Origin of the sequence: Rhodococcus sp. WB1 (assembly GCF_001700945.1) — a bacterium.
Classification (GTDB): Bacteria; Actinomycetota; Actinomycetes; order Mycobacteriales; family Mycobacteriaceae; genus Rhodococcus; species Rhodococcus aetherivorans.
Genome location: NZ_CP015529.1, coordinates 32,745 through 50,577, shown reverse-complemented (window position 1 = coordinate 50,577; position 17,833 = coordinate 32,745). Strand labels below are relative to the sequence as shown.

The following is a 17,833-nucleotide window of genomic DNA, read 5'->3' as shown; positions in this document are numbered from 1 at the left end:
AGTCTACCCCCGGCACGACCGGGATCCCGTCCGGCCACGCACGGCGGGCCGCGCCGTGCGGGCGCGACGGAGGGGACGCCGAACGAATCGCCGCCGTTCGCCGGCGACGTCACTTCCTCTCGCACAAGCCGATTCGACCCGCCGATCGTCCACGTCACCGAATACCCGCACGGCACGCCGGATCGTCGCCACCACGGGAGACCTGCACACGTCTTCCGCGAGCCGGATCTACCGGCAATCCCGTTCCGGTGCCGCACCGGTGCTTTCCGGATCGCGGTAGCGGCCGGTGAGCTCCGCGCCGATCCGCGCGAGTTCCGCCCGGACGGAAGGCGGTTCGGTCACCTCGATCATCGCGCCCCAGCCGGCGAGAGTGCGAGCGATGTCCAGCGGCGTCGGTGCGGCGACGCGGACCCGGACGCGCCCGTCGCCGAGTTCGCCGGCGGCGTGGCAGTGCCGGCCGAAGTGGTCGCGCAGGATCGGCACGAACCGGGCCGCGAGCAGGACGGTCGCCCAGGTACGTGACCGCCACTGCTCGACCTCGCCGACGACGTGCCGCCACGCGGCGTCGAGCGCGAAGCCGTCCGGGCGCGCGGCCGGTTCGTCGGTCGGTTCGGCCCGGACGATCCGATCGACGCGAAAGGTGCGCTGGCCGCGATCGGTCCCCGCGATCAGGTACCAGATGTCGTCCTTGTCGACGAGACCCCACGGGTCCACCAGCCGCTCACTACGCTCGCGCGCGCTGTCGGTGTAGACGAGGCGCACTCTCCGTCGCCGCACGACGGCGGCCTGCAGAACATCGACCGTCTCGGGCCGGTGCCGGTCTCGCGCGCCCCACCGGGTGGGATCGATCATCGTGGCGTCCGCAGCGGCCTCGGCGTCGGCCCGGAACGTCGACGGCAGCGCCCGCACCAGCTTGCGCAGGGCGGTCTTGACCTCACCGGAGACGGCCGCCGCGGGGCCGACGAGCAGGAACAGTGCCTGCGCCTCGGCGGCCGAGAGCCCGCTGAGGTCGGTGCGGGCGCCGCCGACGAGCGACCACCCACCGCCGCGTCCGGGCTGCGGATACACCGGGATCCCCGCCGCGGACAGCGCCTCGAGGTCGCGGCGAGCAGTGGCCACGGACACCTCGAGTTCGGCGGCGAGCTCGGCGGCGGTCACCCGCCCACGGCTCTGCAGGAGCAGCAGGACGGCGACGAGACGGTCGGCGCGCATCCCCGAAATGTCTCACGAAAAGTGCTCGGAAGATGAGCGCTTTCGCCCGCAGGATGGATGTCGACACCCCCCGAGGAAAGGAACGAGCCATGTTGCGAGGACTCTCCACCGTCAGCTTCTTCGCCGACGACCTGACGGCCGCCGGTGCCTGGTACACCGAACTGCTCGGCGTCGAGCCGTACTTCCGACGCTCCGTCGAGGGCAGGCTTGCATACCTCGAGTTCCGCACCGGCGACTACGGGCACGAACTCGGGATCGTCGACGGCCGGTTCGTCGCCCACGAGCGCCCCGGGCAGCCCGGCCCCGCGACGACCTACTGGCACGTCGACGATCCCGCGGCCGCCCTCGAGCGGCTCGAATCGATGGGCGCGACGGTGCACGACAAGCCGGTCGAGCACGGCCCCGGATTCGTCACCGCCTCGGTGGTCGACCCGTTCGGCAACGTGCTCGGCGTGATGTACAACCAGCACTACCTGGACGTGCTGGCGGCGCGGACGGAGCCGTGACGGACGATCGTCGGCGGTCGCCGAGCGGTGCGGAGTGGGACGTCGGCGGAGTCACCCGGCCGGCGAACGCGCGCTGCGCGATCGTTCAGCGCCACCGCCCCAGCAGCTCACCCGCCCGCTCGGCCAGGGTGGCCTGCAGCAGCGGCCCGAAGCTGATCCGGGCGACGCCGAGGGCAGCGAGCGACGCGAGATCGTTCTTCGCCGGGTGGGCGATCGCATTGACCGGCAACGGCAGCTCCGACGTCAGGCGCCGCTGGACCTCGTCGCTGTGGAAGCCCACCGGATAGAGCACATCGGCGCCGGCATCTGCGGCCAGCTTCAGGCGGTCGATCGCCCGGTCCACCCGGTCGGACTCGGCACCGATCTTCTTGACGAACAGGTCGGTGCGGGCGTTGACCACCAGGTGCACACCGGCGGCGTCTGCGGCGGCACGCAACCCGGCCACGTACTCGGCGTGCTCGGCCGGCTCGCGCAGCCGGCCGCCCTCACTGTGCACGGTGTCCTCGACGTTCAATCCGACAGCGCCCGCCCCGAGCAGCCCCTCGACGATCCGAGCGGGGGCCTCGCCGTAACCGGCCTCCACATCCACCGAGATCGGGACGTCGACCGCTGCGGTGACCTGCCGGACCCGGGTCAGCAGCTCCTCGAACGTCATACCCTCGTTGTCCGGCTTGCCGACCGAGTCGGCCACCGGATGGCTGCCCATCGTCAACGCGGCGAAACCGGCCTGCACCGCCAGGTTCGCCGACCAGGCATCCCACACGGTCGGCAGCACCACCGGGTCACCCGGAACGTGCAGAGACTTCAGCGCTACGGCCTTCTCGGCAAGAGTCGTCATGCCGCATCCAACCACACACGTCCCCCGGCATTCCCGGCGAACACACTGCACCCGGGTGCGGATGCGCGACGGGTGCCGCGGCAGAGGCCAGGGGCAGAGGCAGGGGCAGGGGCAGGGGCAGCGAGAAGACCGGGCCCCGTGCCGTCCGCAGTGAACGGCACGGGGCCCGGTTCTCGTCGAGTCGTCCTATCGGACGCTGACCTTCTCGGGTTCCGGCTTCTTCTCGGGAGCGCGGTCGACCCGGGCAGGTACAGCGGTGACGGTCACGTCGTCGGGGACATCGGCGTCGAGCCGGTGCTGCTCCTGCGCGTAGTGGAAGTGCGGGCGCCGGTGACCGAGGAAGGATCCGAACCACGACATCACCGCGACGTAGCGGTTGCGGAAGCCCACCATGTAGACCAGGTGCACGGCCAGCCACAGCACCCAGGCGATGAAGCCGCTCAGCTCGATCTTTCCGACGCGGGTGATCGCGCGGAAGCGGTTGATGATGGCCATGCTGCCCTTGTCCCGGTACTTGAATCGGGTGCCCACCGGCTGCTTGCCGAGGATGGTCCGCGCGACGTGGCGGCCGCCCTGCATCGCGACGGGCGACTGCCCGGGCAGGTTGTTCAGCGACGTCATGTCGCCGATGGCGTACACGTCGGCGTAGCCGCCCACGGTGAGGTCCGGGTTGACCAGCAGCCGGCCCGCACGGTCGGTGGCGCAACCGGTGCGCTCGGCGAGGACTCCGGCGAAGTCGTTGGCGCGCACGCCGGCCGACCAGATGATCGTCTCGGCGGTGATCCGGCGCTCCTCGTCGCCCGCCTTGAGCGTGGCACCGTGCTCGTCGATGTCGGTGACGAAGGTGCCGAGCACGACGTCGACACCCGACTTCTCCAGCGACTGCTTGGTGTATTCGCTGAGCTTGCCACCGAAGGCCGGGAGGGCCTCGCCCGCGCCCTCGACGAGGGTGACGGAGACGTCGTCGGCGCTGATGTCGTGGAACGACTGCTCGAAGTAGCGGCCCGCGAGTTCCTTGATCTGGCCGGCGAGCTCGACGCCCGTCGCGCCGGCACCGATGACCACGAAGCTCAGCAGGTTGCGGCGGCGCTCCGGGTCGGTGGTGGTGTGCGCCTCCTCGAAGCACCGCAGGATCTGCCGGCGCAGCCGCTCGGCGTCCTCGACGGTCTTGAGGGCGTAGGTGACCTTCTCGAACTCGTCGCGGCCGAAGTAGGCCTGGCGCGCACCCGTCGCCGCGACGAGCGAGCGGTACCCGACGGTGTGGACGACGCCGCCGGCAACGTAGTCGACCTCGTGCACGTCCGGCCGCACGTCCACGACCCGGCCGAGGCGGACGTCCGCGCTGGGGTACTTGGCGAGGATGGAGCGGATCGACGGGGCGATCTCGCCGGCCGAGAGCACGCCGGTGGCGACCTGGTACAGCAGGGGCTGGAAGAGATGTTCGGTGGTCTCCGAAATCAGGACGAACGGCGTCCCGGCCTTGGCGAGCTTCTTCGCCGTTGCCAGCGCGCCGAAGCCCGAACCGACGACGACGACCTCGGTCCGATCGGTCACTGCTGTGCTGCCCACGATTACCTCTACCTCCACCTTGAAGTCGATGTATGACAACCACCGTATGGAGACGGCAGACCGATGGCCACCAACCTGCCGTATTCGCGGAAGTCTTATCTCGATCGCTCATAAGTAGGATTGGGGGCATGGACTTCCGGCAGCTGCGTTACTTCCTCGCCGTGAGCGAGGAGCTGAGCTTCAGCAAGGCCGCGCAGAAGTGCTTCATCTCCCAGTCCGCCATCAGTCACCAGATCACCCGGCTCGAGAAGGAACTCGATACGTCGCTGTTCGAGCGGTCCACCCGGGTGGTGCGGTTGACCCCCGCCGGTTCGCGGCTGGTCCCCATCGCGCAGCAGGTGCTCAGCCTCGAAGCGCAGGCGTATGCGGTGGCGCGCGAACCGCGCAACCGCATCCGCATCGCCGCGAACATGACCTTCGCGTCCCAGAGCCTCGATGCCATCGCCCACGTCCGCGAGCAGTACCCGGCGATCGACATCGAGTTCGTCATCAAGAGCTTCGCCGACCGGATCGACGCCGTCGCCGGCGGCGACGCCGACGTCGCCCTGATCCGCGGCGGCGTCGACCGCCCGGGTCTCGAGACCGTGGAACTGGGGATCGAGGACCTGGTCATCGTCACGTCGAGCCGGCACCCGCTTTCCGCGTTCTCCACCGTCGACCTCGGCGACCTGGCGCCCTACCCGCTGCTGCTGCCGCCCCGGCCCAGCCAGGTGCTCATCCACACGGTGATCGAGGACGCCTTCCGCGCGGTGGGACGCCGGGTGCAGCTCGGGCCGTCGATCGCGAGCGACCACACCGCCACCCTCGACGTCATCACCAATCCGCGGGCGTGGACGGTCCTGTACCCGAGCACCGCCGCGGAGACCCCACGGACGGGCCTGGCCTACATGCGCGAGGCGCGCAATCGCCTCAGCGTCCCGGTGTGCGGCGTGGTCCGCAGCGACGCGCCCCGCTCGTCGGCGATGTCGAGCCTGATCCTCGCGCTGCGACGGTCGATGACCAGCGAGGCACCGCCGGGACCCGAGGACTGAACACACAGCCGCGCGGTCGCCGCAATGCGCACCGATCCGGCGGCGTTTCGTGGAAGGATGACCCGATCCGGCGGCGGATCCACGCGGTGAGGAGCGATCATGCAGCGAACCGAGACTTCGTTCACCAGTGCCGACGGCACCCGCATCGTCTACGACGTGTGGTCGCCCGGCGGGGACCCGACCGGCGTGCTCGTGCTGTGTCACGGGTTCGGCGAACACGCACGTAGATACGACCACGTGATCGAGCGCCTCGGTGATCTCGGCCTCACGGTGTACGCGCTCGACCACCGCGGGCACGGCCGCTCCGGCGGCAGGCGCGTATATCTGCGGGAGATGGCCGAGTACACCGGTGACGTCAACCGGCTGTTCGGCATCGCCTCCTTCGACAATCCCGGCCTGCCGCGGTTCCTGCTCGGCCACTCCATGGGCGGGGCCGTCGCCCTGGCCTACGCGCTCGAACACCCCGACGAGCTCACCGCCCTCGTCCTCTCCGGCCCCGCGGTCGACGTCACCTCCGGCACGCCGCGCGTCGTCGTCGAACTCGGCAAGCTCATCGGGCGCGTGCTGCCGCAGCTACCGGTGCAGAAGCTCGACTCCGCGGGCGTCTCCCGCGACCCCGACGTCGTCGCCGCGTACGAAGCCGATCCGCTGGTGCACCACGGGCTCGTGCCCGCCGGCATCGCGCGGGCCCTCGTCGTCACCGGGGAGAGCCTCCCCGACCGGCTGCCTGCGCTGAACCTGCCGATCCTGCTGCAGCACGGCGCCGAGGACCGGTTGACCGCCCCGGCCGGCAGCCGGCTCGTCGCCGAGCGGGTCGGGTCGCCGGACGTGACCCTGAAGTTGTACGACGGCCTCTACCACGAGGTGTTCAACGAACCGGAGAAGAAGCAGGTCCTCGACGACCTCGTGGAATGGCTCCGGCCGAGGCTCGTCTGACGTGGCCGCCGAACCGTCCGCGCGCATGCCGGCCGCGTTCCTCGGGCACGGCAGCCCCCGCAACGCGCTCGACGCGAACCGCTACACCCGGGCGTGGCGGGAGTTCGGGCGCGCGGTCCCCACGCCGCGTGCGATCCTCGCGATCTCGGCGCACTGGTTCATCAACGCCACCGCCGTCACCGCCATGCCCAGCCCGCGCACCATCCACGACTTCTTCGGCTTCGAGCAGCAACTGTTCGACGTGCAGTACCCGGCGCCGGGGCTGCCCGAACTGGCCGAGGAGATCGCCGACGTCGTGCATCCGACCTGGGTCGGCGCGGACGTCGACTCGTGGGGCATCGACCACGGCACCTGGTCGGTGCTCACCCACGCCTTCCCGGCCGCGGACGTGCCGGTCGTCCAGCTGAGCCTGAACGCCTACCAGGATTTCGACTACCACCTCGAACTCGGCGCGAAGCTCGCGCCGCTACGCGAACGGGGCGTTCTCGTCGTGGCCAGCGGCAACATCGTGCACAACCTCGCCGGCATGGATCGGCGCCTCCCGGACGAGGGGTTCGACTGGGCGCACCGGTTCGACGCGGCGGCGCGGGTCATGATCATGGACCGCCCCGACGGTGTCGCGAGTCTCGACGGGCACGCCGACTTCGAGCACGCGGTCCCCACCACGGATCACTTCCTCCCGCTGCTGTACCTCGCGGGCCTGGCGGGTGTGGGCGACGATCTCGTCGAGCCCCTGGTCGACGGCTTCGCGTACGGATCGCTGTCGATGAGCGCCTACACCCTCGGGGTCACGTGCACGGCCGGCGAGGACGGCCCCCCGTCCGCCGGGTTCCCCGACACCCCGAACCCGTCCGACACCAACACCTGACCGCCCGGGCACGCGGCCGAATGTCACACCGCGTCACTCAGATCGAATGGATGTGACATCGGGCCGCCACGACGGGGTCATGCCGTGTGGCGACGCTCCTGCGCGACAACGGTGCGCCGCACGAAGTCGATGCTGTAGTGCAGCAGCGTGCGGGCCTCGGGCAGCACCTGCCCTATCACCGGGAAGGCGTGTACCTGACCGGCCCACAGGTGGGTCTCGACCGTCGCGCCCACCTCGTCGAAGGCGCCGGTCATGATCTCGACGTCGGGTCGGGTGATCTCGTACTCGGCGACGGAGAAGAACACGGGCGGGAACAGCGCCGGATCGGCACGGACGGGCGACTCCTCGCCCTCGATGTAGTCGGGACCGGCGAGCCAGCGGTCGCGTAGCTTCTCGACCTGCCGCATCGGCAGATACGCGTCGCGCTTCATGAAGTCGGGGTCGTGCTCCTCGAGTTCGAGGTTGAGCAGCGGCGAGTAGCCGATCACCGCGGCCGGCCGGATCATGCCGCGCAGCGCGGCGATCTCGGCGACCTTCATCGCCAGGTAGCCGCCGGCCGAGTCACCGGCGACGACGATGCGGGTGGGGTCCTCGACCGTCTCGAGCAGCGCGGTGTACGCAGCCATCGCGTCGATGACGGAGGTACCGATCGAGCCCACGGGAAGCTGCCGGTAGGCGACGGAGTACACCGGAACCCCCGACTCGGCGGCGAGCAGTGAGCAGACGGTGCGGTGGGTGGCGAGGCCGCAGAACACGAAGGCGCCGCCGTGGAAGTACAGGATGGTGACCCCGGCGAGCGAGTCCCGGGCGGGTCGCGGCGGTTCGATGCGCTCGCTGGGCACCCCGCCGAGGGTCAGGGGGTCGATGTCGACGCCACGCGGTCGGGGCAGCAGCTTGTCGACGCGACGGTCGAGCCGGCTGAGGGTCTCGATGCCCCGGTCGGTGGCAGGCCACCAGGTGAAGAGCGGCTTCACGAAGATCCGCACGAACCAGAAGACGAGGATCGCCCGCAGGCTCACCGTCCAGTGCCAGATCGTCGATCCGTGGGTGCGCATGTACGCCACGATAGGACGAGGCCGGTACGCGGTCGAGGTACTCTCCGTCACACGTATCTTCCGGACCCTCAGCCCTCAGACCTGCAGCAACGGCACCAGCAGCTCCTCCTCGGTCAGCGCACCGTGCTGGCCGGGCAGCTGCGACATGACCAATTCGCCGTCGGAGCGGATCACCGTGGACTCGCCGAGGCCGATCGCGACGACGTCACCGATGCGTCGGCACGCGGCGGGCGACGGGTCCGGGCCGAACAGGCCGCCGGCGATCACGTCGTCGCGGGTGCCGATCCACATGTCGTCGCCGAGTTCGTTGCGCCACCGCTCCAGCACTGCGTCGGGCCGCCGGGTGTGCACGTGCCGGCAACGGGGTTCGCCCGCGATCGCGTCGACGTCCTCCGAGAGGCCGGAGATGTGGTCGAAGTCGGCGCGACGGCCCCGGGAGGCGTCGACCATGCCGTGGTCGGCGGTGATCAGCAGCCGCGCCCCGGCGGGCAGGGCCGCGACGAGTTGCTCGACGAACCGGTCGACGACGGTGAGCTGCGCGGTCCAGGACGGGGACTCGGGTCCGTAGAGGTGGCCGATCGTGTCGACCTCGCCGAGGTAGCAGTAGACGAGGGTGCGGTCGCCGGCGGCGACGGCAGCGACGACGTGGGCGAGCAGGTCGCCGTAGGCGGAGACACCGACGAAGTTGCCGCCGCGCAGCACGGCCCGGGTGAGCCCGCTGCCGTCGAAGCTACGGGGCACGACGGTGGTCACGGTGAGCCCGGCGGCGTCGGCGCGTTCGAACGCCGTCGGGTGGGGCTGCACCCATTCGGGGACGAGTCGCTCACGCTGGTCGACCGCGGTCCCGGCGAGGGTCCAGCGCAGCCAGTTGAACGGGGCGTCGATCTCCTCGACGTAGGACTGGTAACCGGTGATGGCGTGGGCGCCGGAGGCCAGGCCGGTGCCCAGCGACGCGATGCTCACCGCGGTGGTGGTGGGGAATCCGGCGCGGATCGGCCGGCCGTCGAGTCCGGTGAGAAACGGGGCGGCTGCGGCATTGCGCCGCAGCAGGTTCCACCCCATGCCGTCGACGAGCAACACGACGGTGCGGGACTGCTCGTCGAGCGCGAGACGGTTGGCCTCGCCGGGCACCCCCGCGGACGCGAGCACGGACGGCATCAGGTCCGCGAGGGTCGGTTCGGCGTAGACGTCGTGCAGCGGCAGGTCCATTACCCGAGTATGGCCTGCCGGCGGCCACTAGTCCTTGATGTCGGATCCGTGCTTGGTCAGCGGCATGATCTCGATGTTCATGTACGGGAACAGCGGCAGGTTCCACAGGATCTCGTGGAGTTCGTCGGCGGAGTCGACGTCGAAGATGCTGATGTTGCTGTACTTGCCGACGATGCGCCAGATCTCCCGCCACTTGCCCTCGCGCTGCAGTTCCTGGCTGTAGGCCTTCTCCCGCGCGACGGTCTCGGCCCGCACCTCGGGATCGAGGTCGCGGGGGATGTCGACGTCCATGCGAACGTGGAACAGTGCCATGGTGCGTACTCCTTTCGGGCCGTGCGCGGTTTCGGTAGCTGTTTCTACCGAAACCGCGCACGGGTGTGGTCAGTCGCGGGCGAGGTGCTTGACGACGTCCATGTCGAGTTCGACGCCGAGGCCGGGCCCCTGCGGGAGGTGCACCTGCCCGTCGGAGTAGTCGAGCGGGGTCTGCAGCAGCTCGACGGCGAACAGCTGCGGCCCGAACAGCTCGGTGCCGTAGTTGATCCCGGGCTCGGCGCAGGCGAAGTGGATGGACGCCGCAGTGCCGATGGGCCCCTCGATCGAGGTGGCGCCGTGGCAGCGGATTCCGGCCGCCTTGGCGACGGCCACGACCTCCTTGCTGCGTTGCAACCCACCGCACTTGGTGGTCTTGAGGGCGATGACGTCGGCGGCGCCGAGCTTGGCGATCTCGAGCGCGTCGTGCGGCGTCTGCACGGACTCGTCGGCCATGACCGGGGCGGACACCAGATGGTTGATCTCGGCGAGGACCTCGCGCTGCTCGCCGGGGGTCGGCTGTTCGATGAGTTCGACGCCGCCGTCGACGAGTTGCGGGACGTACCGCAGCGCGGTGAACCGGTCCCAGCGGGCGTTGACGTCGATGCTGACGCCGGCCTTGCCCTCGAGGGCCTGCGCGATCGTGACGACACGTTCGGTGTCGACCTTCGGGTCGAGCGCGCCCATCTTGAGCTTGAACGCGAAGTTCAGGCGGGCCGCCATCTTCTCCTCGACCTCCTCGAGGATCTCCTCGACCGGCGCGGCGCCGAGCGCCCAGCGCACGTCGACCCCGGTGCGGAAGGCGCCGCCGAGCAGGGCGTGCACGCCGACGCCGAGGGCGCGGGCCCAGGCGTCGTGCAGGGCGACGTCGACGGCGGCCTTGGCGAACCGGGCACCGGAGACGACGCGTTCGATGTCGACCATGATGCCGCTGATCTCGTCGACGCCGCGGCCGGCGATGTAGGGGGCGATGTAGCCGTCGACGATCGCCTTCATCGTCTCGACGGATTCACCACCCCACCACGGACCGCCGGGCACGACGCCCTCGCCGTAACCGGTGACGCCGCCCGCGGTGGTGATCGCCACGAGCAGGATGGGCTGCTTCTCGGCGGTGGTGGTGGCGAACTTGTGCGGACGTACCAGCGGCACGTCGATGATCGTCGTGTCGATCGAGACGATCTTCAGGTCGGGGTCGGACATCGAACAGCTCACAATCGGATATCGGCGGTGATGCGGGCAACAGTGGACCCTCGGGGACGACGAATGCCGGTGTCCTCTTGGTGGACACCGGCATTCGTCAACTCACGTGGACCCGGTCCATGGAGACGATCAGGCCTCGGGGTCGAGCACGAAGTTGTAGGTCACCTCGTCGACGCCCTCGGCGTTCGGCTGCGGGTCGAGGATGAGCTCGGGCTTGGTCGCGGTCGCGACGTCGTCCTCGACCCACTCGCCACCCTGGAAGTACAGCTGGGTGGTGATCGAGCGCTTGCCGGGGGCCTTCACCATCAGGTGCAGGTGGGCGGGGCGCCACGGGTGTCCACCGTAGGACTCGATGAACCAGCCGGTCGGGCCGTCGGCGGGGATCTTGTAGGGGGCGGGCTTGAGGGTCGTGATCTCGAAGTTGCCCTCGTCGTCGCACTCGACGGTGCCGCGCAGGTTCCACTCGGGGATGCCGGGGGCGAACTGCGAGTAGAGGCCCTCCGCGTCGGCGTGCCACAACTCGATGGTGGCGCCCTGCAGTCCGTTGCCCTCGAGGTCGGTGACCCGGCCCTTGAAGATCAGGGACTCGGCCGCCTTGTCCTGCGCACGCATCGGCATGGTGCACGTGGCCGGCAGCTTCGGGGAGTCGGCCACGTAGTACGGGCCCTCGATGCTGCCCTTGGTGCCGGTGAAGTGCTTGCGGTTGTAGTGCACCTCTTCGATCTCGTGCTCGACGAAGACGTCCAGCCACAGCGGCCACTCGCCGTACTCGCCCACGTCGATCATCCACTGCTTGAGCACGCGGTACTCGTCGTAGGTGACCTCGTGCTTGTGGATGATCTCGGCGAACGCCCCGAGCACATCCTTGTAGATGGCGGCGGCACGCTCGACCGACGTGTCCGACGAGACGCGCTCGTTCTTGAACTTGTCGGTGGCCGCATTGCCGGACGCGTGGGCGGTGGGATTCTCGGTGGTGGTCATGTGTCCTCCTCGGCGAGGCTCGAACGATGGTCACGAAAGCTGTCGTGGTGATCGCGGGGCTGGCGCTCTCGCCACTCGGGTTGTACGCTGTGCGTACTTCCGTATCGCAGTGCGTACACACACTGTGCGTCCAGTCACAGGTGATTGTCAACACCCGGGTGGCCCTGGGCGCCGAAACCGCAGGTAGGAGCCAGCAATGCCTAGCCAGGACCGGGATTTCGTCCAAAGCATCGAGCGCGGCTTTGCCGTGCTGCTCGCGTTCGACGAACAGCACCCCAACCCGTCCCTCGCCGAACTGGCAGCGAAGACCGACCTGTCCCGGCCCGCGGTCCGCCGCATCCTGCTGACCCTGCAGAAGCTCGGCTACGTGAGCAACACGGGCAGCCGATGGTCGCTGACCCCGCGCGTGCTCAGCATCGGTCAGCACTACTCCGCCTCGCACGCCCTGGTCGAGGCCGCCATGCCGCGGCTGGTCGAGATCTCCGAGTACACCGGCGAATCCGCCTCCCTCGGCGTTCTCGACGGCGCCGAGGTGGTGTACGCCGCCCGGGTCCCGGTGCGGCGCATCATGAGCATCAACGTCTCGGTGGGCACCCGGGTCCCCGCATACGCGACGTCGATGGGCCGGGCGCTGCTGGCGTGGGCCCCCACCGACACCGTCGAGCAGGTCGTCGCCGACACGAGTTTCGAGAAGCTCGCCACCGCGACCGTCGGCAACGCGGACGAACTGCGGGCAGAGCTGGCCCGGGTGCGCGCCCAGGGCTACGCGCTCACCTCCGCCGAGCTCGAGGAGGGCCTCATCTCGGCGGCGGCGCCGGTGCGCGACGCCGCCGGCACCGTGGTCGGTGTGCTCGCCTGCTCGACGTCGACGGCCCGGCACACGCCCGAGGAATTCCGCGCGCTCGCCGTGGACTGCCTGGTGAAGTCCGCGAACGACCTCAGCGCCGACCTCGGGTACCGCGGGTAGGTCTCGTCAGCCGCGCAGGGTCGCGGACGGGGTCACGCCGTACTTGCGGCGGTAGGCGGCGGCGAAGCGGCCGGTGTGCGTCATCCCCCAGCGCATGGCCACCTCCGTGACCGACGTCGCCGCCGGGTCGCCGGCCGCGAGCTCCTCGTGGATCCGCTCGAGGCGCAGGTCGAGCAGGTAGTCGCGGGGACAGACCCCCAGGTACTCGCGGAATCCCTCCTGGAGGCGGCGCACGCTCACGCCCGCCAGCTCGGCCATGTCCGCCGACGTCCACGGCTGGGCCGGATCCTCGTGGATGCGGTCGAGGACCCGCTTGACGATCCGCGGTCGCGCCGCGGTGCCGGTCCCGCCGTCGGGCATCACCGCGAGCACGAACGCCGAGGTCAGGGCGCCGGAGAGCTGCTCGGCGACCAATGGGTTGCGCCACAGCTCCTCGTCCGCGCGCAGCTGGTCGACCACCGACCGCAGCAGGGTCATCCAGCTCTGACCGGCCTCCCCGGTCAGGTCCACCTGCTCCGGCAACTGCAGGTCGGGACGTCCCAGGATCCGCGCCAGCTCACGGTCCAGGTAGTCGCGGTCGAGCTTGACGCCGACGATCTCGCAGTCGTCGGTCCAGCGGGTGATGGTGGCGGCGGTGTCCGGCCGGAACACCGACGCCTGTCCCTGCACCGAGACCACCTCGCGGCCCGCGGTCACCGATTCGATGCGCCCGGACAGGGGGATGTTGACCGCGTAGGCACCCGGATGGTCCGACTGCACCGTGACCTCGGCGCCCCATCCGATTCGCGCCAGCCGCAGCGGACCGAGCTGCAGCGCGCGGACATCGACGTGCGGTTCCGTACCGGCGGCCAGCGGGGCCAGGGTGTGCGGGAAGTATGCGTCGGACACCACATGCTCGGCTTCGTCCCAATCGGCCGGATCAGGCGTCGACCTCACCCTGTACCTCCGTTTCCGTCCCCGGGACCTTCGGCGCCGTTCGCCATTCGGGACCTTCGTCCCGGTATACCCGGGACCCACTGCCCAGTGTGATGGGCAACACGTCTCCGGGCAAACGAGGCCATCGGTCACGCCGACCGCGCTAACCGGATAGCGACCGCGTTCAGCGGATCGCAGCCGGCACCCACCCGCTCCTATGGTCTACATCACACCAGCACGGATCGACCCGGGAGGAGCGCCGAAATGGAACAGCGTCGGCTCCGGAACATCTTCGGACAGTTCGCAAGTGGCGTCACCGTGATCACCTGCGCCAACCACGAGGGCACACCCCACGGCGCGACGGTCACCGCGTTCACCGCCGTCTCCCTCGAGCCCCGGCTGTGCCAGGTCACCCTGACCCGCACGTCGAAGGCGTGCGGCTTCCTCTCCGGCGCACCGTTCGCGGTGAACATCCTCGCCGCGGACCAGGTCGACACCGCCCTGCACTTCGCCGGCCGGCCGCAGACCCCCGGCCCGGTGTTCGAGGACGGACCCACGGCGCCGGTGCTCGCCGGGGCCGCGGCGACCCTGTCCTGCGTCCCGTGGCGCGAGTACGACGGCGGCGACCACGTGATCTACATCGGCGAGATCGTCGACGCCCAGTGCCGCGACACCGCCCCGCTGCTGTTCTACCGGAGCACCTTCCACGAACTCGGCGCACCGAGCGCCTCCGCCGCATGGAACGGCTCGATGGACGATCCGCACAGCGGCTGGTTCGACGCCCGGACCCGGTTCACCCCGCTCCACCTCGATGCCGCGGTGAACTGACCACCGCCCGGAACCACTTACCAGTTCCCTTCACCCGCAAGGAGATATCCATGACCACTCTCGAGTCCCGTCCCGGCGAGAACACGATCGACCGCTCCACGGTGAACGTCGCCGCCGATTCCCCGGCGAACCGGCAGCAGAATTTCGCCACGCGGCCGATGACCGGCGACGAGTACATCGAATCGATCAAGGACGGCCGCGAGATCTGGCTGCACGGCGAGCGGGTCGAGGACTTCACCAACCATCCGGCGTTCCGCAACTCCATCCGCATGACCGCCCGCCTCTACGACTCGCTGCACACCGGCGAGCACGTCGGCACCCTCACCTGTCCCACCGACACCGGCAACGGCGGGGTGACCATGCCGTTCTTCCGCACCCCCACCTCCGCCGACGACCTGCTCGCCGAACGCGACGCCATCGCCACCTGGGCGCGGATGACCTACGGCTGGATGGGCCGGTCCCCCGACTACAAGGCCTCCTTCCTCGGCACCCTCAACGCCAACAGCGAGCTCTACGCCCCGTTCCAGGACAACGCCAAGCGCTGGTACCGCGAGTCGCAGGAGAAGGTCCTGTACTGGAACCACGCCATCATCAACCCCCCGGTGGACCGGCAACTGCCCCCGGACCAGGTCGGCGACGTGTTCATGAAGGTCGAGAAGGAGACCGACGCGGGCCTGATCGTCTCCGGCGCCAAGGTCGTCGCCACCGGCTCGGCGATCACCAACTACAACTTCATCGCCCACTACGGCCTGCCGATCAAGAAGAAGGAATTCGCCCTGATCTGCACGGTGCCGATGGACGCGCCCGGCATCAAGCTGATCTCGCGGGCCTCCTACAGCCAGAACGCCGCCGTGGTCGGCTCGCCGTTCGACTACCCGCTGTCCTCGCGCATGGACGAGAACGACGCGATCTTCATCTTCGACAAGGTGCTCGTGCCGTGGGAGAACGTGTTCATGTACGGCGATGTGGAGAAGATCAACGCGTTCTTCCCGCAGTCCGGATTCCTGCCGCGGTTCACCTTCCAGGGCTGCACCCGCCTCGCCGTCAAGCTCGACTTCATCGCGGGCCTGCTGCTCAAGGCCCTCGACGCCACCGGCGCCGGCGGCTTCCGCGGCGTGCAGACCCGCGTCGGGGAGGTCATCGGCTGGCGCAACCTGTTCTGGTCGCTCACCGAGTCGATGGCCCGCGACCCCGAGCCGTGGATCGGCGACACCGTCATCCCGAAGCTCGAGTACGGCCTGACCTACCGGATGTTCATGATCTCCGGCTACCCGCGCATCAAGGAGATCATCGAGCAGGACGTCGCGTCCGGCCTGATCTACCTGCCCTCGTCGGCGGCGGACTTCAAGAGCCCTGAGGTGCGCCCCTACCTGGACAAGTACGTCCGCGGCTCCGACGGCATCACCGCCGTGGACCGGGTCAAGGTCATGAAGGCCCTGTGGGACTCGATCGGCTCCGAGTTCGGTGGCCGCCACGAACTGTACGAGCGCAACTACTCCGGCAACCACGAGAACGTCAAGGCCGAACTGCTGTTCGCCGCCGAGAACCGCGGCATCGTCTCCGGCATGAAGGGCCTGGCCGAGCAGTTCATGAGCGAGTACGACCTCGACGGCTGGACCGTGCCCGACCTCATCGGCAACGACGACGTCAGCGCCTACTACCGCAAGTAACCCCCAGCTGCCGCGCGCGGGCGATCCCCTGCCGCCCGCGCGCGGCGTTCCACCCGCGAAGGAGCGCCCGAGATGACCACCGCCTCGAAGTCCGTCGCCCGTGCCCCCGTCCCGGAGTTCGACGCCGTGGTCCTCGGGCGCTCCTTCGCCGCCCTGCGGGCGGCCGGCCGCCTGCGCGACGAACTGCGATTGGCCGTCCACGACACGGCCGGCGCGACCTCCGCCCGCTACGACGACGTCGACCACCGCTGGGACATCCTCGACGGCTCGACCGTCGTCGCGCGGGCCAAGTTCCTCGTCGACGGGGACGGCACCCTCCCGCTGTGCGGCCGCGACGGTGCGCGGTGCACGGCGAACACGTTGACGGCGAAGGGTTTTCCCAACCTCTTCCGGCCGGCCACCGCCGTCCACCCCGATCCCGTCGGATACACCGTCGCGTGCATCGAGCACATGCGCGCCTACGGCCACGACTACGTCGAGCGCCGAGCCCGGGTCCCGATCTGCGACGACGACTTCCCGGAGCTGTCGTTCGACCGGCCCACCCCGCAGTTCTGGGTCGGGTAGGCCCACGCAACGACACAGGTCCCGGACATCGACAAGCGTCTCGACGGTTGTCGACGTCCGGGACTTCTGTGTGCGTCAGCGGCCGCGCAGGACCTCCGCGGGCGTCGTCCCGTAGCGCCGCTTGAACGCCGCGGCGAACCGGCCGGGGTGGCTGAAACCCCACCGGTAGGCCACGTCGGCGACGGTGACCGTGCCCGCTCCGGCGACGAGGTCGGCGTGGGCGCGGTCGAGCCGGATGTCGAGCAGGCACGCCGACGGGCTGCGGCCGACGAAGTGGGCGAACGCCTCCTGCAGGCGGCGGACGCTGGTGCCGGCCAGTTCGGCCATGTCGGCCGAGGTCCACGCCCGGCCGGGATCGTCGTGCAGGGCGTCGAGGACGCGACGGATCATGCCCGGCCGCGGGGGTCCGGCCGGTCCGTCCTGCGGGGCGACGGCCAGGACGAACGCCGCGGTCACGGCACCGGCGAGCTGCGCCCCGACCACCGGATTGCGCACCACCTCGAGGGCGCCGTCGAGCTGTTCGGACAGGGCCCGGACGAGCCCGTGCCACTCGCTCGCCGGACCGGTCAGGTCGAGCTGGTCGGGCAGCTCGAGCTTCGATCGCACCGGCGAACCGAGGATCCTGTCGGCCTCCCGCTCGAGATGCTCCCGGTCGAACTTCACCCCGAGCACGGAACACGTTGCGCCCCAATGGGTGATCACACTCGGCGTGTCGGCCCGGAAGACGGTGGCCTGACCGGGCACCGAAACGGTCTCGCCGTGGCTGCCACGGGACTCGAGCCGGCCGGTGACCGGGATGTTCACCTCGTAGGCGCCCGGATAGTCGCACGCGATGGCGATGTCGGCACCCCAGTGCAGGCGGCCGAGGGTCACCCCGCCGAGATCGACCGTCGTCAGCGACAGCTTCGGCCGGTCGGTGCCCGACAAATCGGTCAGCTCATGGGGAAAGTACGCGTCCGCCACCGCCCGGGATGCGGCATCCCAGTCTCCGATCTCGGTCGCACTCACACCACGAGCGTACGTAGCGGAGACGCCGGTCACAGAAAGTCGCGCGATGTGTCCAGGGGCCGCGCGGATCGTCTCGGCGATCGTGTGACTGCCGTCATATGTTCTGCCTCACCCGACGAACGGCCCCGCTCGAGGGGCCTAACCGCCGAAGACACATCGAGGAGCAC

18 protein-coding genes are annotated in these 17,833 nt (G+C 69.7%); 8 read left to right on the top strand and 10 right to left on the bottom strand.

Annotated elements, in window-relative coordinates; genetic code table 11:
- Positions 1–228: 228 nt before the first annotated feature.
- Entirely contained in the window at positions 229–1,212 is a 984-nt protein-coding gene (locus A4U64_RS00230) for a helix-turn-helix transcriptional regulator (RefSeq protein ID WP_065921952.1), read from the bottom strand.
- 89 nt (positions 1,213–1,301) lie between these two features.
- On the opposite strand from A4U64_RS00230, the gene A4U64_RS00225 reads away from it, so the two are divergent.
- Positions 1,302–1,718 (top strand): VOC family protein, encoded by a 417-nt coding sequence (locus A4U64_RS00225; protein ID WP_006938318.1) that lies wholly within the window; start codon positions 1,302–1,304, stop codon positions 1,716–1,718.
- A gap of 85 nt (positions 1,719–1,803) precedes the next feature.
- Here A4U64_RS00225 and A4U64_RS00220 read toward each other — a convergent pair whose 3' ends face one another.
- Positions 1,804–2,556 (bottom strand): isocitrate lyase/PEP mutase family protein, encoded by a 753-nt coding sequence (locus A4U64_RS00220; RefSeq protein WP_006938316.1) that lies wholly within the window; start codon positions 2,554–2,556, stop codon positions 1,804–1,806.
- A gap of 186 nt (positions 2,557–2,742) precedes the next feature.
- Positions 2,743–4,110 carry an NAD(P)/FAD-dependent oxidoreductase gene (locus A4U64_RS00215; RefSeq protein ID WP_029546503.1) on the bottom strand — a complete coding sequence of 456 codons (1,368 nt, stop codon included), beginning with the start codon at positions 4,108–4,110 and terminating at the stop codon, positions 2,743–2,745.
- 143 nt (positions 4,111–4,253) lie between these two features.
- On the opposite strand from A4U64_RS00215, the gene A4U64_RS00210 reads away from it, so the two are divergent.
- From A4U64_RS00210 to ygiD, 3 genes are all read left to right on the top strand, one after another.
- Positions 4,254–5,156 (top strand): LysR family transcriptional regulator, encoded by a 903-nt coding sequence (locus A4U64_RS00210; protein WP_029546504.1) that lies wholly within the window; start codon positions 4,254–4,256, stop codon positions 5,154–5,156.
- A gap of 99 nt (positions 5,157–5,255) precedes the next feature.
- A complete protein-coding gene (locus tag A4U64_RS00205; RefSeq protein WP_043802475.1) occupies positions 5,256–6,092 on the top strand; it encodes an alpha/beta hydrolase in 837 nt (278 codons plus the stop codon).
- A 25-nt stretch (positions 6,093–6,117) separates the two neighbouring features.
- Positions 6,118–6,960, top strand: a complete 843-nt coding sequence (ygiD, locus tag A4U64_RS00200; RefSeq protein ID WP_029546506.1) for a 4,5-DOPA dioxygenase extradiol — start codon at positions 6,118–6,120, stop codon at positions 6,958–6,960.
- 77 nt (positions 6,961–7,037) lie between these two features.
- On the opposite strand, the gene A4U64_RS00195 is transcribed toward ygiD, so the two are convergent.
- The 5 genes from A4U64_RS00195 to catA form a co-directional block, all read right to left on the bottom strand.
- Entirely contained in the window at positions 7,038–8,015 is a 978-nt protein-coding gene (locus tag A4U64_RS00195; protein ID WP_029546507.1) for an alpha/beta hydrolase, read from the bottom strand.
- 75 nt (positions 8,016–8,090) lie between these two features.
- The gene (locus A4U64_RS00190; RefSeq protein ID WP_029546508.1) at positions 8,091–9,224 is read right to left on the bottom strand and encodes an alkaline phosphatase family protein; all 1,134 of its coding nucleotides are present in this window, start codon (positions 9,222–9,224) and stop codon (positions 8,091–8,093) included.
- 27 nt (positions 9,225–9,251) lie between these two features.
- Positions 9,252–9,536, bottom strand: a complete 285-nt coding sequence (catC, locus tag A4U64_RS00185) for a muconolactone Delta-isomerase (protein WP_029546509.1) — start codon at positions 9,534–9,536, stop codon at positions 9,252–9,254.
- A gap of 69 nt (positions 9,537–9,605) precedes the next feature.
- Positions 9,606–10,733, bottom strand: a complete 1,128-nt coding sequence (locus tag A4U64_RS00180) for a muconate/chloromuconate family cycloisomerase (protein WP_029546510.1) — start codon at positions 10,731–10,733, stop codon at positions 9,606–9,608.
- Between the two features lie 129 nt (positions 10,734–10,862).
- Positions 10,863–11,714: a catechol 1,2-dioxygenase gene (catA, locus tag A4U64_RS00175; protein ID WP_065921951.1), complete on the bottom strand. Its 852-nt coding sequence runs from the start codon at positions 11,712–11,714 to the stop codon at positions 10,863–10,865.
- Between the two features lie 196 nt (positions 11,715–11,910).
- Between catA and A4U64_RS00170 the strand changes: the two genes are divergently transcribed.
- Entirely contained in the window at positions 11,911–12,681 is a 771-nt protein-coding gene (locus tag A4U64_RS00170; protein WP_050036050.1) for an IclR family transcriptional regulator domain-containing protein, read from the top strand.
- 6 nt (positions 12,682–12,687) lie between these two features.
- Here A4U64_RS00170 and A4U64_RS00165 read toward each other — a convergent pair whose 3' ends face one another.
- Positions 12,688–13,617, bottom strand: coding sequence for an AraC family transcriptional regulator (locus A4U64_RS00165; protein WP_043802485.1), 930 nt, complete (start codon positions 13,615–13,617; stop codon positions 12,688–12,690).
- Between the two features lie 243 nt (positions 13,618–13,860).
- Between A4U64_RS00165 and A4U64_RS00160 the strand changes: the two genes are divergently transcribed.
- The 3 genes from A4U64_RS00160 (at position 13,861) to A4U64_RS00150 (ending at position 16,658) form a co-directional block, all read left to right on the top strand.
- A complete protein-coding gene (locus A4U64_RS00160; protein ID WP_043802490.1) occupies positions 13,861–14,424 on the top strand; it encodes a flavin reductase family protein in 564 nt (187 codons plus the stop codon).
- A gap of 50 nt (positions 14,425–14,474) precedes the next feature.
- A complete protein-coding gene (locus A4U64_RS00155; protein ID WP_050036051.1) occupies positions 14,475–16,094 on the top strand; it encodes a 4-hydroxyphenylacetate 3-hydroxylase family protein in 1,620 nt (539 codons plus the stop codon).
- Positions 16,095–16,166: 72 nt separating this feature from the next.
- A complete protein-coding gene (locus tag A4U64_RS00150) occupies positions 16,167–16,658 on the top strand; it encodes a hypothetical protein (RefSeq protein WP_006946204.1) in 492 nt (163 codons plus the stop codon).
- Positions 16,659–16,733: 75 nt separating this feature from the next.
- Here the strand turns inward: A4U64_RS00150 and A4U64_RS00145 are convergent, their stop codons facing one another.
- Positions 16,734–17,699, bottom strand: coding sequence for an AraC family transcriptional regulator (locus A4U64_RS00145; protein WP_065921950.1), 966 nt, complete (start codon positions 17,697–17,699; stop codon positions 16,734–16,736).
- Positions 17,700–17,833 lie beyond the last annotated feature (134 nt).

Excerpts from the sequence above, each read along its gene's own strand:
- A4U64_RS00195 (WP_029546507.1), bottom strand. The coding sequence starts at position 8,015 with ATGCGCACCCACGGATCGACGATCTGGCACTGGACGGTGAGCCTGCGG.
- A4U64_RS00155 (WP_050036051.1), top strand. The coding sequence starts at position 14,475 with ATGACCACTCTCGAGTCCCGTCCCGGCGAGAACACGATCGACCGCTCC.
- A4U64_RS00230 (WP_065921952.1), bottom strand. The coding sequence starts at position 1,212 with ATGCGCGCCGACCGTCTCGTCGCCGTCCTGCTGCTCCTGCAGAGCCGT.
- A4U64_RS00170 (WP_050036050.1), top strand. The coding sequence starts at position 11,911 with ATGCCTAGCCAGGACCGGGATTTCGTCCAAAGCATCGAGCGCGGCTTT.
- A4U64_RS00210 (WP_029546504.1), top strand. The coding sequence starts at position 4,254 with ATGGACTTCCGGCAGCTGCGTTACTTCCTCGCCGTGAGCGAGGAGCTG.
- A4U64_RS00180 (WP_029546510.1), bottom strand. The coding sequence starts at position 10,733 with ATGTCCGACCCCGACCTGAAGATCGTCTCGATCGACACGACGATCATC.
- catA (WP_065921951.1), bottom strand. The coding sequence starts at position 11,714 with ATGACCACCACCGAGAATCCCACCGCCCACGCGTCCGGCAATGCGGCC.
- catC (WP_029546509.1), bottom strand. The coding sequence starts at position 9,536 with ATGGCACTGTTCCACGTTCGCATGGACGTCGACATCCCCCGCGACCTC.
- A4U64_RS00220 (WP_006938316.1), bottom strand. The coding sequence starts at position 2,556 with ATGACGACTCTTGCCGAGAAGGCCGTAGCGCTGAAGTCTCTGCACGTT.
- A4U64_RS00205 (WP_043802475.1), top strand. The coding sequence starts at position 5,256 with ATGCAGCGAACCGAGACTTCGTTCACCAGTGCCGACGGCACCCGCATC.
- A4U64_RS00160 (WP_043802490.1), top strand. The coding sequence starts at position 13,861 with ATGGAACAGCGTCGGCTCCGGAACATCTTCGGACAGTTCGCAAGTGGC.
- A4U64_RS00225 (WP_006938318.1), top strand. The coding sequence starts at position 1,302 with ATGTTGCGAGGACTCTCCACCGTCAGCTTCTTCGCCGACGACCTGACG.
- ygiD (WP_029546506.1), top strand. The coding sequence starts at position 6,118 with ATGCCGGCCGCGTTCCTCGGGCACGGCAGCCCCCGCAACGCGCTCGAC.
- A4U64_RS00150 (WP_006946204.1), top strand. The coding sequence starts at position 16,167 with ATGACCACCGCCTCGAAGTCCGTCGCCCGTGCCCCCGTCCCGGAGTTC.
- A4U64_RS00190 (WP_029546508.1), bottom strand. The coding sequence starts at position 9,224 with ATGGACCTGCCGCTGCACGACGTCTACGCCGAACCGACCCTCGCGGAC.